The organism is Massilimicrobiota sp. An142 (genome assembly GCF_002160725.1).
Taxonomy (GTDB): Bacteria; Bacillota_I; Bacilli_A; order Erysipelotrichales; family Coprobacillaceae; genus Allocoprobacillus; species Allocoprobacillus merdigallinarum.
Genome location: NZ_NFLD01000010.1, coordinates 37,064 through 52,941 on the forward strand (window position 1 = coordinate 37,064; position 15,878 = coordinate 52,941).

At 32.4% G+C, this 15,878-nt stretch carries 14 protein-coding genes; all 14 read right to left on the bottom strand.

The annotated features are described in order from the left end of the window. Positions 1-10: 10 nt before the first annotated feature. The 14 genes from infB to rpsB all read right to left on the bottom strand — a co-directional run bounded on the left by infB (position 11) and on the right by rpsB (position 15,765). A complete protein-coding gene (infB, locus tag B5E87_RS06190) occupies positions 11-1,861 on the bottom strand; it encodes a translation initiation factor IF-2 (protein ID WP_087244059.1) in 1,851 nt (616 codons plus the stop codon). A 13-nt stretch (positions 1,862-1,874) separates the two neighbouring features. Further along, positions 1,875-2,168: a L7Ae/L30e/S12e/Gadd45 family ribosomal protein gene (locus tag B5E87_RS06195; RefSeq protein WP_087244060.1), complete on the bottom strand. Its 294-nt coding sequence runs from the start codon at positions 2,166-2,168 to the stop codon at positions 1,875-1,877. Then, the gene (gene rnpM, locus B5E87_RS06200; protein WP_087244061.1) at positions 2,158-2,412 is read right to left on the bottom strand and encodes an RNase P modulator RnpM; all 255 of its coding nucleotides are present in this window, start codon (positions 2,410-2,412) and stop codon (positions 2,158-2,160) included. Before rnpM ends, B5E87_RS06195 begins: the two co-directional genes overlap by 11 nt. Positions 2,413-2,424: 12 nt before the next feature. Next, the gene (gene nusA, locus B5E87_RS06205; RefSeq protein ID WP_087244062.1) at positions 2,425-3,786 is read right to left on the bottom strand and encodes a transcription termination factor NusA; all 1,362 of its coding nucleotides are present in this window, start codon (positions 3,784-3,786) and stop codon (positions 2,425-2,427) included. A 15-nt stretch (positions 3,787-3,801) separates the two neighbouring features. Continuing rightward, the gene (locus tag B5E87_RS06210; RefSeq protein ID WP_087244063.1) at positions 3,802-4,263 is read right to left on the bottom strand and encodes a ribosome maturation factor RimP; all 462 of its coding nucleotides are present in this window, start codon (positions 4,261-4,263) and stop codon (positions 3,802-3,804) included. A 112-nt stretch (positions 4,264-4,375) separates the two neighbouring features. Then, positions 4,376-8,698 (bottom strand): PolC-type DNA polymerase III, encoded by a 4,323-nt coding sequence (locus B5E87_RS06215; RefSeq protein WP_087244064.1) that lies wholly within the window; start codon positions 8,696-8,698, stop codon positions 4,376-4,378. A 40-nt stretch (positions 8,699-8,738) separates the two neighbouring features. Then, positions 8,739-9,821, bottom strand: a complete 1,083-nt coding sequence (locus B5E87_RS06220; RefSeq protein ID WP_087244065.1) for a M50 family metallopeptidase — start codon at positions 9,819-9,821, stop codon at positions 8,739-8,741. Continuing rightward, positions 9,822-10,973, bottom strand: coding sequence for a 1-deoxy-D-xylulose-5-phosphate reductoisomerase (locus B5E87_RS06225; protein ID WP_087244066.1), 1,152 nt, complete (start codon positions 10,971-10,973; stop codon positions 9,822-9,824). A 1-nt stretch (position 10,974) separates the two neighbouring features. Continuing rightward, positions 10,975-11,763, bottom strand: coding sequence for a phosphatidate cytidylyltransferase (locus B5E87_RS06230; RefSeq protein ID WP_087244067.1), 789 nt, complete (start codon positions 11,761-11,763; stop codon positions 10,975-10,977). Next, a complete protein-coding gene (locus tag B5E87_RS06235) occupies positions 11,760-12,509 on the bottom strand; it encodes an isoprenyl transferase (RefSeq protein WP_087244068.1) in 750 nt (249 codons plus the stop codon). Before B5E87_RS06235 ends, B5E87_RS06230 begins: the two co-directional genes overlap by 4 nt. 112 nt (positions 12,510-12,621) lie before the next feature. Then, entirely contained in the window at positions 12,622-13,167 is a 546-nt protein-coding gene (gene frr / locus B5E87_RS06240) for a ribosome recycling factor (RefSeq protein ID WP_087244069.1), read from the bottom strand. Beyond that, positions 13,161-13,889 carry a UMP kinase gene (gene pyrH / locus B5E87_RS06245; protein WP_087244070.1) on the bottom strand — a complete coding sequence of 243 codons (729 nt, stop codon included), beginning with the start codon at positions 13,887-13,889 and terminating at the stop codon, positions 13,161-13,163. The genes frr and pyrH overlap by 7 nt, the downstream gene beginning before the upstream one ends. A gap of 62 nt (positions 13,890-13,951) precedes the next feature. Beyond that, positions 13,952-14,839 carry a translation elongation factor Ts gene (gene tsf / locus B5E87_RS06250; RefSeq protein ID WP_087244071.1) on the bottom strand — a complete coding sequence of 296 codons (888 nt, stop codon included), beginning with the start codon at positions 14,837-14,839 and terminating at the stop codon, positions 13,952-13,954. 59 nt (positions 14,840-14,898) lie between these two features. Then, complete coding sequence (gene rpsB / locus B5E87_RS06255; RefSeq protein WP_087244093.1) at positions 14,899-15,765, bottom strand: 30S ribosomal protein S2; 867 nt, start codon at positions 15,763-15,765, stop codon at positions 14,899-14,901. Between the last annotated feature and the right edge of the window lie 113 nt (positions 15,766-15,878).

The window sequence follows — 15,878 nt, forward strand, 5'->3', positions numbered from 1 at the left end:
AGATCAGCTCCTATTTTCTTTCGACTTCTTCCATGATGAATCCTTCAATGATATCTCCTTCTTTAATATCATTATAGTTTTCAATTGTCATACCACATTCATACCCAGCCGATACTTCTTTTGCATCGTCTTTAAATCGTTTTAAAGATGCTAATTTTCCTTCATAAATAACAACACCATCACGGATTAAACGAATACCACAATCTCTACGTATATATCCATCTGTTACATATGAACCAGCAATATTTCCAATTTTAGAAACCTTGATAACTTGTCTAATTTCAGCTTGACCAGTTACAACTTCTTCTAATTCAGGAGCAAGCATACCACGCATAGCCGCTTCAATTTCTTCAACCATTTTATAAATAATATTATGAAGTCTGATTTCTACTCCTTCTTCCTCTGCTTTACGTCTTACGTTAGCATCAGGACGAACATTAAATCCATAAATAATAGCTTTAGAAGCACTAGCCAATAAAACATCAGATTCACTGATTGCACCAACAGTCGAACGAATAACATTGACACGTACACCATCAATATCAATCTTTTCTAATGAACCCTTAACAGCCTCAGCTGTACCATTGACATCAGCTTTGACAATAATATTTAAATGAGCAACCTGTCCTTCTTTAATCTGATTGAACAAATCATCTAAGCTCATTGCTGAGCTAACACCACGATCTTGTTCCTGTTTAGCCTTTTGTCTTTCTTCTCCAACATGACGAGCCATCTTTTCAGTTTCAAATGCCATAAACTTATCACCAGCTACAGGCACATCATTCAATCCTGTAATTTCTACTGGAGTTGAAGGACCAGCTTCTTTTAATTCTTTTCCATGATCACCAAGCATCTGACGAACACGTCCAAAGGCAGTTCCAACAACAATTGGATCTCCAGCTCTTAATGTTCCATTTTGTACAAGTAAAGTTGCAACAGGTCCTCTTCCTTTATCCAAACGACCTTCAACAACACTACCATAAGCATAACGTTTTGGATTTGCTTTTAAATCAGCAAGTTCTGCAACAACTGTCAATGTTTCTAATAATTCCTGAATTCCAATTCCTTTTTTTGCAGAAATATTACAGTAAACTGTATCTCCACCCCATTCTTCAGGCATTAAACCTAATTCACTCATTTCACCTTTGATACGTTCAGGATCAGCACCTTCTTTATCAATTTTATTAATAGCGACAACAATAGGTACACCAGCAGCTAAGGCATGGTCAACTGCTTCTTTTGTTTGTGGCATAACGCCATCATCAGCAGCAACAACAATAATAACAATGTCTGTTAATTGCGCTCCACGGGCACGCATTGCAGTAAATGCTTCATGTCCAGGCGTATCCAAGAACGTGATTTTCTTTCCATTCACTTCAACCTGATAAGCACCAATATGTTGAGTAATACCACCAAATTCGCCTTCTGCCACTCTTGACTTTCTAATATAATCAAGTAAAGTTGTCTTACCATGATCAACATGTCCCATAATTGTAACAACTGGTGGACGACCAACTAAATCAGCTTCATCATCAATGATTTCAATATCTTCAAAGTTAATTTCACTGACAATAACCTTTTTCTTTACTTCATAACCATACTCAAGACAAATTAACTCAACTTGTTCATCATTTAATGATGAATTGATTGTTACCATTGTTCCAAGCATGAATAAAACTTTAATAACATTAGCTGGTGTCTGTCCAATCATCTCAGCTAATTCACCAACTGTAATACCATCTTCATATTCAATAATTCCATCTCCCAATTTCTTTTCTTCCTTTTTTTGTGGAATATTAGAAATGAGTTTCTTTTTATGATGGTTTCCCTTTTTCTTTGTTGATGTATTCTTTTTTGCCATAATATCAACCTCCTCATTTTGATTTGATTTTATTTGCAAAACCTTTATCCAATATACCTAACGCAACACGATTGTTTTTCCCAATGGCTTGAGAAAGTTCTTCACTTTGTCCCATAACACAATAATCAATATGATAATAGGTACATTTATCAATATATTTCTTTTTGGTATTATCACTTGCATCTTCTGCAATGATAACAAAATCAACCTTTTTTTGTCGAATTGACTTTAATAACACATCTCCTGTAGCAATTTTTCTAGCACGCATTGCTAATCCCAACAATGAAATCGTACTTTTATCCAACATATTTTTTTAATTCTTCAAAAATCTCATCAGGTATATCTACTTCAAGAGATTTTTTTAAAACTCCTTTTTTTTGAGCTATTTCAATTGCTTCAAGGCTTCTTTTTAAATAAGCACCTCTTCCATTCATCTTTCCTGTTGGATCAACAAATACTTCACCTTCTTTATTTCTCACCACACGAATCAATTCTTTTTTAGGCAATTGTTCTTGTGTTGCTACACACTTTCTTAAAGGTATCTTTCGCACTCAAAATCACCCCTATTTTTCATCATAATATTTGTCAAATTCATCATAATCAATGTCTTCATCATATTTTGGATCATAATCATAATCATCATACTCATCATAGTCATCATAATCATCGAATTCTTCTGATTCCTCTGATTCATCATGATCTTCTTGATACATATCACTATCTTCTTCTATTATATCATTTTCTTCGAAATTTTCTTGTAATTCTTCATCTGTTTCAGATAATTTATCTTCAAATGATTCTTCAATAACAGGTTCGTCTTCTTTTATCATTTCTGCTTCAAATGATTTTTCAAATTCAGCATCTTCACCATATATAATACCTTCATTTGCAGCTTCACTAACTGACTTGATATCTATTTTCCATCCAGTTAATCGTACTGCTAAACGTGCATTTTGACCTCTTTTTCCAATAGCAAGTGATAACTGATTATCAGGAACTATAACTAAAGCACTGTGTTTTTCTTCATCAATATCGACATGTACAACATCTGATGGTGATAAGGCGTGTGAAATATACACAACTGGATCTTCACTCCATTCAACAATATCAATCATTTCTCCATTTAATTCATTCACAACATTGCGTACACGGCTTCCTTTTGGACCAACACATGCTCCAATAGGATCAATATTTTCATGACTTGTATAAACTGCAATCTTGCTACGATCTCCAGCTTCACGAGATACAGATTTGATTTCAACAGTTCCATCATAAATTTCAGGAACTTCCATTTCAAATAATCTTTTTACTAATCCAGGTTCTGTTCTTGAAACACCAATATGTGTTCCTTTTGTATTACGTTCAACATCACTCACATAAACTTTAATACGTTGCCCTTCATATATCTTTTCACCTGGAATTTGTTGATTTAATGGTAATAAAGCACCTGTTCTACCAATATTAATAATCGCAAAACGTTCTTCCACGCGATCAACAGTTCCATTAATAATATCATCTTTTTTATCAATATATTCGTTATATAATGTTTCTTTTTCAGCTTCACGAATTTTTTGTTTCAACAACTGTTTTGTCTGAATAGCTGCCAAACGTCCAAAAACTTCTGGATCAACTTCAGTGACAACATCATCACCTATTTGATACTTAGGATTAATCATTTGAGCTTCTTCTAAAGACAGTTCATAATCTTCATCATTGACATCATCAACAACATGTTTAATCTCATATAAACGAATCTTTCCATTGATTTCATTAATTTCAACACGAATAATTGACTCAGGACCACCATAGTTCTTTTTATATGATTTTTCTAATGCTTCTTTTAAAGCATCAAGCACAATTTCTTTTTTGATACCTTTTTCACTTTCTAATAAATCAAGTGCCTGAATAAATTTTTTACTAGCCATTTTACATTATCCTCCTTAAAATTTAACAGCTAACCTTATAAAAGCAATATCATTATAATCAATATTGCATTTTTTCTTAATGTTTTTTACCATATACTGTAACTCAATTTGAGTACCTTCAACATTCAGTATTGTCCCATAAACCTCATTCATGCCTTGAGTTGGATTCTTAAACTGGATATATACATACTCTCCAATAGATTGTTGAACTTTTTCAAGTGTTTTTAATGGTTTTTCAGCACCAGGTGAAGATACTTCTAAATAATACTCATCTTCAATCAAATCTTCCTGATCTAACATATCGCTAATAGCTTCACTCACTGCAACACATGTATCCATATCAAGATGACCATTATTTTTCTCAATAAAAATTCTTAAATACCATTCATTTTTTTCTTTGACATATTCAATGTCATCTAAATAAACATCATGATCATTTAATATAGGTTGAATAAGTTGTTTGATTTTTTCTAGCATATAATCCTCCGTTTACAAATATAAACGAGAGGGTTTCCCCTCTCGTAAATCACTGATTACTTTTATAATATAACATAATCAATCACAAAAAACAATGCTTTCATCACCATTTTTATGAGAAATCAAATAATGATAATTGATTCTCTTCAGACATATTTTCAAATGCCCCCAGTTTTGTTAGAAAATCAATTTGATTATTTGTTAATTTTGTACGTTTCATGACATCTTCTTTTGATAAGAATCTATTTTTCTGTCGTGCTTCAACAACACTATCACCAACGGATGTTCCTAAACCGTCAATAGAAACAAATGGTGGTAATAATGCCGAGTCATCATCTGGATCTATAATAAAGTTCTGCGAATCAGATTTTTCCAAAGAAATATTACTAAAATGCATTCCTCTTTCAAACATTTCTAAGGCGATTTCAAAAACAGAAATCAAAGCTTCTTCTTTATTTGAAATTTTGACTCCGTTTTGCTTATCATTTAAAATGCTCTGATATTTCGCATAGACAGCTTCCTTTCCTTGAATCATCGTTTCAATATCATAGGCATCACAACGTGTCGTGAAATAGACAGCATAATATTCTCTAGGATAATATAATTTCCACCAAGCAACACGTACGGCACTTAAAACATACGCAGCAGCATGAGCTTTAGGGAACATGTATTTGATTTTTTTACATGATTCAATATACCATGTTGGTACATCATGCTGACGCATTAGCTCTTCATATTTTTTCTCTGGAAAAACAACCGGTGATTTTCCTTTACGAACGCATTCCATAATATCAAAAGCATCTTTATTAGGTAGACCTTTTTCAATCAAATAAACCATAATATCATCACGACACCCAATAACTTCTTTTAGCGTACATGTTCCTGAACTAATCAGTGTTTCAGCGTTTCCAAGGTAAACATCTGTTCCATGAGATAGCCCTGATAAAATAACCAAATCACTAAATGAAGTTGGATGCGTCTGTTCAAGCATCCCACGTACAAACTTAGTACCAAACTCAGGCAATCCAAGTGCTCCCGTTTTACAGTTTAAATAACTCAAATCAATGCCTAATGCTTCTGTCGAATTAAATAAACTCATGACTTTTGGATCATTGGTTGGAATATCCTTAGGATTAACGCCAGTTAAATCTTGCAGCATTCTAATAACGGTTGGATCAACATGTCCTAAAATATCAAATTTTAATACATTATCATGAATAGCATGGAAGTCAAAGTGCGTCGTTTTCCATTCCGCAGATAAATCATCAGCAGGATATTGATATGGTGTAAAATCAAAGACATCCATATTTTCAGGAATAACAATGATTCCTCCTGGATGCTGACCAGTTGTACGTTTTACACCCGTACATCCTTTAGCAATTCTTTCCAGTTCAGCCTGACGCATAGTATTTTCTTTTCCCATTAACTCTGCATAACCTTTTGCATAACCATAAGCTGTTTTTTCAGCTACAGTTGAGATTGTACCGGCACGATAGACATGACTTTCACCAAAAATTTCTTTTGTATAAGCATGAGCCGTTGGTTGATAATCACCTGAGAAGTTCAAATCAATATCCGGTACTTTATCAGCATTAAATCCCAAGAATGTTTCAAATGGAATGTTATGTCCATCACCTTTTAAAGGATGTCCACATTTTGGACATTTTTTATCAGGAAGATCATAACCATTAGCAATATACCCTTCCGGTAAAAACTCATTATATTGACAATGTGGGCAATAATAATGCGGAGGTAAAGGATTAACTTCTGAAATATTGGCCATTGTCGCAACAAATGACGACCCTACTGATCCTCGACTTCCTACAAGATAGCCTGCTTCATTAGATTTTTTAACAAGCTTATGTGCAATATAATAGATAACTCCAAACCCATGTTTAATGATATTATCTAATTCCTTTGTTAAACGCTTTTCAACAATATCAGGTAGAACTTTGCCATATTGTTTATGCGCATTATCAAAACATAATTGACGTAAATTTTCATCAGCATTATCAATATGAGGTGTAAATAATTTATCATGAACAACATGGAAGGAACCATCAATCATATCTGCAATTTTATTTGTATTTTCAATAACATATTCATACTTTTCATCTTCACTTAAATAAGAAAGACTATCCATCATTTCCTGAGTTGTACGTAAATACTCATCAGGTATCCAGGCTGTAGGATTATTACGATCTGTCAATGGATGCAAAGCTCCACCTAATCCAATCTTAGGATTGCATGTAAAAACATCTCGGAAAATTTTATCTTTTTGATCTAAATAATGAACATCACCAGTTGCAACAATCAATTTTCCCATTTCTTTTGCAGTATCTACAATACGACGCAAAATACGAGTGAGATCTTCCATCGTATCAATACGGCCTCTTTCAACAAAATATTGGCATATATCTAATGGAAGAATTTCAATATAATCATAAAAAGACATCGCTTTTTTTAATTCATCAAGACTTCTTGTCATTGCAAGATCAAAAATTTCTGAGTTATAGCACCCACTACCAAATAATAAACCTTCACGATAAAACTCTAAACGTTCTCGTGGAATACGTGATGTTTTTTCAAAATAAGTTGTATTCGCTTCAGAAACAAGTTTAAACATATTTTTTAAACCTGTTTTATCTTTAGCAAGAACACACATGTGTTTAGGACGAACAATCTTATATGCCTGTGGACATTCCATTTTATTCATATCCAATACATTATAATAACCTTGTTGCATCAAATCATGTAACATCATATTAAAAACACCAGCTAAAACTTCAGCATCATAATCAGCACGATGGGCATCATCACCATCATAAGGAATACGATAATGTCTGGCAACATTACCTAAACGATATCCTTTCAAATCTGGTAAAAGCTTCCACGCTAAAGTTAATGAGTCAATAGCTGGATTCTTTAATTTCTGATATCCATATCGTGTTAAGATTTCATTTAAAAATCCAACATCAAAAGTTGCATTATGAGCCACAATAACATCATCACCAAAGAAGTCTAAAATTTTCGGTATAAATTCTTCAATTGAAGGTGCATTTTTAACATCTTCATTTGTAATATGTGTTAAATTGGTAATCTTCTGTGAGATACGTTTATGAGGTTTAATAAGGCTTTGAATACGATCAATTTCCTGTCCATTTTTTATTTTAACCGCACCAAATTCAGTAATATCATCATCCATAACAGATAATCCAGTTGTTTCAAGGTCAAAAGATACAAATGTTAAATCTTTTAATGTTTTGTCTGTTTCATTATAAACAACTGTAAATTCTGGATCAATCATATACATTTCGACCCCATAAATCATTTTGATCTTATGTTTCTGACTTGCTGTTTGTGCCTCTGGAAATGATTGAACATTTCCATGATCAGTAACAGCTATAGCCTGATGTCCCCAATAAGCAGCTCTTTCGATATACTCAGAAATACTGCCAATTCCATCCATTGCTGACATCTTTGAATGCACATGTAATTCAACACGTTTTTTTTCAGACTGATCTTGACGTATTTTAGGTGAAGGAATGACTTCTACTTCTCGAGCCACAATAACAGTATCTTTCATATATGTATCATATTCAACATTTCCTTTTACACGTACCCAAACATTACCTTTTTTGACTTTATTCATCTCTTCAACACTGTTGCCACCTTTATTTTCAAAACGTTTAACAACAATACTGTTGGTATAATCAGTCACATATAATGATTGAATTGTTTTTCCTGATTTGACTTTCTTAGATTCTTCTTTAAAAACATAGCCTTGAATCATCACTTCTTTGACCGTGTCATCAATTTCATCAATTGTTAATGAAAAATAATCTTTTTTATATCCTTGATACTTTGGTTTATTTTCTTTTTTTGGAGCTTCACTAACCTGATCAAATGTTTTCATATCAACTTGAACTTCATTTAAAGCATCCATTTCCTCTTGGATGGATTGATATGTTTGATTATTTTGATCAATAAAAGCATGAAAACCAATTTGCATTCCAAATTTATTAAAATACTTATCAAAAATTTTATATAATTTCTCTAGCTGATTGAGTTGAATATCATTAATAACCTCAATTTCAAGAGTATTATTTTCAAAAGATAATAAATCTTCTTTAATAAAATCAATTTGTGGAAAACGATGTTTTAATCCATCAAAAATAAATAGAGCATATTCTTTAACGTCTTGAGGAGTATATGAAGATGCCCAATCAAAAAGAAATTCACATGGATAAGGAAATTCTTTTTTAGCTGCGAATAATAATCTGATTTCTGTTAATGGCACAATATGTGATGCACCAATATAAAATGTATAAGAGTTATCTTTATGTACAATCACACGCTCAATATAAGCATGTTTCAAAGCAGAAACTTCGTTTTCAAGATGAAGCTGCTGTAATAATATAAGCATTTTATCCATCCAATAAACCTCCTATAGCAAAAAGGGATAAAAATCCCTTTTATTGAAATATTCTTAAAACATCTTGATATGTGACAAAAATCATTAATAACATAACCAATCCTAATCCACAAAGCTGCAAAGCAATCTTGATTTTTTCAGGCAATTCTCTTCCAATAACCTTTTCAATTAATGCAAAAATAACCTGACATCCATCCAAACCAGGAATTGGCAATAAGTTAAAGATACCTACATTGACTGAAAGCAAAGCCAATAAATTTAAAATGTAAGTAATCTGCCCAGTTTGTGTGACCTGCGAAGTGACCTGATAAATCCCAACAGGCCCAGAAAGCTGTGTAACTGTTTCACTAAAACGAGTAATCAATTGACCAAGAGCCACAAAAATCGCAACACTCATTTCACCAATAGAAATAAACGTATATTGAATCGCTTCAGCTATATTCATAGAACGTGTTGCCTGATAAATTCCTAATTTATAAGCTTGTGATGACTGATCATATTTTAAAGTTGCCTGTAAATTTTTTGTCTGCCCATCACGATCCACTTTAATTTGAACATGGATTGTAGATGCGGTTGTCTGAAGATCTTTTTGAGTCAGTTGAATATCCCCAAAATTTGATACTAAAATAACTTGTCCTGTTTCATTAATCGTTAATTCTTGAATAGTATCTCCCGTTTCTAATCCTGCCTGTTGAGCAGGAGAATTTTCTATAATTTGACCAACTTGAGCTGTTTGAACAGGTAACTGACCACTCAATGCATTAACACCAAATGTGACAACAACTGCCAATACAAAATTCATAAAGACTCCAGCCAAAAAGATAATCACTTTCTGATATGTTTTAATTCCTTTTAAAGTTCTTTCAAGAGGAATATCTTTAAGTTCTTCTTCATCACTCTGTTCTTCACCAGCCATAGAAACAAAGCCCCCAAAAGGCAAAGCACGAATTTCATATTCCGTTTCCTTACCTTTTTTAGACCATAATTTAGGACCAAATCCTATTGAAAAGTGTGAACAATAGACACCAAAAATTTTAGCAGCAATGAAATGTCCAAATTCATGAATAATAATGATTGAACCTAATATCAATAAAAATACTATGATAGTAATGATTGTCTGCATCTATATTTCTCCTACTCTTTCTTTTACAAAATTTCTTGCCCATTGATCAATTTCAATGAGTTGTTCTAAAGTTGGATGATCAATCCAATGATGCGCACGCATAGCTTCTTCAACATATTTTTCAATATCTAAAAATTCAATTTTTTTCTTTAAAAATAAAGTATTTGCCTGTTCATTTGCACCATTTAAAACACATGGCATTGAACCTCCTCTACGCCCTGCTTCATATGCCAAAGCTAATGCATGAAAACGATGAAAATCAGGTTTTTCAAAATGCAAAGTTCCCACTTCACTTAATGATAAACGTTTGCCACCCATTAATGGGAAACGATGCGGATAAGTTAAAGCATATTGAATAGGTAAACGCATGTCCGGTGTTCCAAGCTGTGCAATAACAGCAGTATCCTTATATTCAACCATGGAATGTATAATACTTTCTGGATGAATAAGAACTTCTATATCGTCATAATCAACATCAAAAAGCCATTTGGCTTCCATGACTTCAAGACCTTTATTAAATAAAGTCGCACTATCAATGGTAATCTTTGCACCCATAGACCAGTTTGGATGCTTAAGTGCATCTTCAACACTGACATGTGAAAGTTCAGATCTTGTTTTATCACGAAAACTTCCACCACTTGCTGTTAAAATAATTTTATTAATTTCTCCATGATATTCACCATTGATACATTGAAAAATAGCAGAGTGTTCACTATCTACAGGTAATAACTGTACCCCATATTCTTTTATCAGAGGAATAATCAAATGTCCAGCAACAACAAGTGTTTCTTTATTAGCCAAAGCAATATCTTTATGAGCTTTAATAGCATTCATTGTAGGAAGCAAACCAGCAAAACCAACAATTGCATTTAAAACAATATCAATTTCACTTAAAGTCGCAATACTTACCAAACCTTCCTGACCACAATAAAAATGAACATCTTTGTATTTTCTTTGAAGATAAAGCATATCTTCTTCATTTTGAACACAAATATGCTTAGCATGAATAACTGTCATTGTCTGTTCTAATAAATCAATATTTCGACCAGCACTCATGGCTACAATTTCAAACTCATCACGATGATGTTTCACAACATCAACAGTTTGTTGACCAATTGAACCGGTTACTCCTAAAACACAAATTTTCTTCATATTAAGCCACCACCATTGTTATAAAATGAATCAAAATACCAAAAACCATTGCATTAAAAAGAATTGAATCAAAACGATCTAAAATCCCACCATGACCAGGTAAAATCTGAGAAAAATCTTTGACTTCAAAAGTTCTTTTCATACTACTAAAAGTTAAATCACCAATTTGACTTGTCATTGTTAATATGAAACACATAATAATCAACCAGATTATGGGCATATCTATTTGAATATATGCACCGTATCCAGCAGAAAGAACAGTTCCTAAAAAGATTCCACCAATCGAACCTTCAATCGTTTTTTTAGGTGAAAGACGAGGATTTAATTTATGCTTTCCAAAACACATCCCTGTAAAATAAGCTCCTGTATCTGTACCAAAAGTAGCCAAAGCAAGAATCAAAATATATTCTAATCCATATGTTAAACGTAGTTGATAAAGCATATGTAATCCCATAGCAATTAAAACACCTGATGTAAAATAATAACACAATCTTAAAAAGTTCATACCTTCATCAAACATACTACATGCCATTAAAATAATCATATATAAAATAATAATTTCACTTGAAATCAGTAATGATTTTTCAAAATATAAAGAATAAAATACAAAGATAGCTACGATTGGATATAAATAAATATGAGCTTTAGGACGATTGCAGATAGATAGCATTTCAAAAACAGCAATTCCTGCAACAATACCTATTAATACCTTAAATGGTAAACTACCCCATATCACACATGGTAAAATAACAATAAGAAGAACAATAGCTGTAATAATACGTGTTTTCATTTTAAAACACCTCCAAATCTTCTTTCTCTACCTTGATATATCGCAATAGCATGATGCAATCTCTCTTCATCAAAATCAGGCCATAATGTCTCATCAAAAACAAATTCAGCATAAGCTAATTGCCAAAGTAAAAAATTTGATAAACGACATTCGCCACTACTTCTCACCATTAAATCAACAGCTGGAAGATCTTTTGTCATAAGATGTCTTTCAAAATAATCTTCTGTAATATCTTCTAAAGTAATATGACCATTTTTATATTGTTCGCAAATATCTTTTGTTGCTTCAATAATTTCATCACGGCCACCATAAATAAAAGCAAATGTCAAAATCAACCCATGATTTTGTGCTGTTTGTGCAATTGCATCTTTAATGATTTTCTGTGTTTCTATTGGAGCCATTTCTAAATGACCAATATAACGAATTTGAACATCATTATCCATTAATTCCTTCAAATAAAGATTAAAAAATTCTTTAGGTAATTTAAAAATATATTCGACTTCACTGGCATCTCTTTTAAAATTTTCAGTAGAAAAAGCATAAACAGTCATAGCCTTTACACCAAGACGGTTTGCTTCTAAGGCTAAAGTACGAATTGTTTTTGTACCTTCATGATGTCCATATGTACGTGGCATTTTTCTTTTTTTTGCCCAGCGACCATTACCATCCATAATAAAAGCAATATGTTTAGGAATATTGGTCATATCTAAATCATAATCTATTTTTCTTTTTTTCTTAAAAAACATATCGTCACCTCATAATCTTTTTGTATTATAACATAAAAGGATTCAACATGCGAACTCTTATCTTAAAATATTCTACAAAAAAACTCCTACTTTTAAGCAGGAGTCTAAAAAACTAAACTGTCATTAAATCATTTTCTTTGTCTTTTGTTAATTGATCAATGATTTTAACATATTGATCAGTTAATTTTTGAACTTTCTCTTTACCTAATTTAACTTCATCTTCAGATAAATCAGCTTTTTCAACATCATCATTAGCATTTCTACGAATGTTACGTAAAGCCACTTTTGCATCTTCAGCATATTTTTTCGCTTGTTTTACGTATTCTCTTCTTGTTTCTTCAGTTAATGCTGGGACATTGATACGAATAATTTCACCATCATTTTGTGGTGTTAATCCTAAATTAGCTTCATAAATAGCATGTTCAATATCTTTTAAAATATTTTTATCATATGGTTTAACAACAAGTTGACGTCCTTCTACAACTGAAATACCAGCAGTTTGATTTAATGGTGTCATTTCACCCCAGTAATTAACTTTTACTCTATCAAGCATAGTTGGATTGGCACGACCAGTTCTTACTGATGAAAGTTCGTGTTTAAAAGCTTCAATAGATTTCTCCATTTTTTCTTTAGTTTCTTCTAAAATTAAATCTAGCATGTTTCTTTCCCTCCTTTTGAAATAATTGTACCAATTGATTCACCATTACATGCACGTGCAATATTACCATCTTCTTGCATATTAAATACACAAAGATCGATACCATTGTCTTTACATAATGTAATTGCTGTTTGGTCCATGATATGTAAATCTTCATTTAATACATCTAAATATGTTATATGATCATATTTTTTAGCTTGTGGGTCGATTTTAGGATCAGCTGAATAAACACCATCAACACCATTTTTAGCCATTAAAATAACATCAGCATTCATTTCAGCAGCACGCAAAGCAGCAGTTGTATCAGTTGTAAAGAATGGACTACCAGTTCCTGCTCCAAAAATAACAATACGATTTTTTTCTAAATGACGTACCGCTCTTCTTCTAATATAAGGTTCTGCCACTTCTTTCATATCAATAGCTGATAATAAACGTGTATCCAAACCAATAGCTTCTAATGCATTTTGTAAAGCCATACCATTCATCACAGTTGCTAACATTCCCATATAGTCAGCAGCGGCTCTTTCCATACCCATATCACTACCAGTTTTACCACGCCAAATGTTTCCACCACCACAAACAATAGCAATTTCTACACCTAAATCTTTAGCATCTTTAATTTGTCTTGCAACATCTGCAACAACAACTGGATTAATTCCAAATCCCTGTTCACCAGCTAATGCTTCACCACTTAGCTTTAATAAAACTCTTTTGTACTTCATATGATCTCTCCTCCATTTTACAAGAAAAGGGCACAAAAAGTGTGTCCTTTCTATTTATATAATTATCCTCTCATTTGAGCAGCAACTTCTTCAGCAAAGTTTTCTTCACGTTTTTCCATTCCTTCACCAACTTCAAAACGTACCATTTCTAAAACTTTACCATTACCTAAGTATTGAGCTACTGTTTGATCAGAATCTTTAATGAATGCTTGATCAACTAAGCACATTTCTTTTAAGTTTTTGTTTAAACGCCCTTCAATCATTTTTTCAATAATATTTTCTGGTTTTGGTTTTGCACTCTTAGCATTTTCTTCCATAGCTTGAGCTTTTAAAACAGTTCTTTCATGTTCTAAAATTTCAGCTGGAATAGCTGTTCTATCAATATATTGTGGAGCAATTGCAGCAACTTGCATAGCAACATCTTTAGCTTTCACTTCATCAATACCAGAAGCTTTAACTAAAGCACACATTTTTCCACCCATATGAGAATATGCACCGAAGATTTCATCATCATTTTTAGTCATTACAGTAAATCTTCTTAAACTTAATTTCTCACCAATTTTACCACTTTTTTCAGCAATAACAGTTCCTAAATCTTTACCTTCAACATCTAATTGTAAAGCAGCTTCTACATCTTGAGGTTTTGCATTTACAATTGTTTTTGCTGTTAAAGCTACTAATTCCTGGAATTCAGCATTTTTAGCAACGAAGTCTGTTTCAGAGTTAACTTCAACGATTGCTGCAGCATTTCCATCAACAACAAAAGCAGTTAAACCTTCAGCAGCAATACGATCTGCTTTTTTTGCAGCTTTAGCAATTCCTTTTTCTCTTAACCAGTCAAAAGAAGCTTCTAAATCACCATTACAAGCTTCAAGTGCTTTTTTACAATCCATCATTCCAGCACCAGTTTTTTCACGTAATTCTTTTACTAATTTTGCACTAATAGCCATTTTTTTCTCCTCCATCTTTTTTATAAAAAAAGGAAAGCATAAGCTTCCCCTCTTATTAACTATGCTTCAGTTTTTTCTTCTTTAACTTCAGCTGGTTTGCTTACTTCAGCAGGTTTGTTATTTTTAGGACGTCCAGCATTTTTGTATCTAGGTCCTTTTTGTTTATTTTCTTCTACAGAAGCAACAGCATCATTCATTGATACTTCTTTATCATCTTCATCTTTTACATAGGCAACTGTTACTGGTTCACCTTTTGCTTCACATACTGCATCTGCCATAGCAGCTACAATTAATTTAACAGCTCTAATAGCATCATCATTAGCAGGGATTACATAATCCACTTCATCAGGATCACAGTTTGTATCAACGATACCAAATACAGGGATACCTAAGATTCTTGCTTCTGCAACTGCGTTATGTTCAACTTTAGGATCTACTACAAATAAAGCATTTGGTAATCTTCTCATTTCTTTGATACCACCTAAGTTCTTTTCTAACTTAGCTTTTTCTTTCATAAGAAGAACTGCTTCTTTTTTAGTGAATAATTCTAAAGTTCCATCTTCTTCCATTTTTTCTAATTCTTTTAATCTTCTAATTCTCTTTTGGATAGTTTTGAAGTTAGTTAATGTTCCACCTAACCAACGAGAATTTACATAGAAACTTCCAGATCTTTCAGCTTCAGTTTGAACAGCTTCTTGAGCTTGTTTTTTAGTTCCTACAAATAAAACTTTTCCACCTTTAGCAACGATATCCATTAAAGCTGCATAAGCTTCATCAATTTTATCAGATGATTTCTTTAAATCAATGATATAAATACCGTTTCTAGCTGTGAAAATGTATGGAGCCATTTTTGGATTCCATCTTTTTGTTTGATGTCCAAAATGAACACCCACTTCTAATAATTTTTTCATTGAAATTACTGCCATTGTAACTTCCTCCCTTTCGTTTTTTTCCTCCATTGTTTCTAACATAAACCACCATGAACAGGCACTCGATTTATGAATTCACAATGTGTGTATTTTCAATACCCGTTGTATAA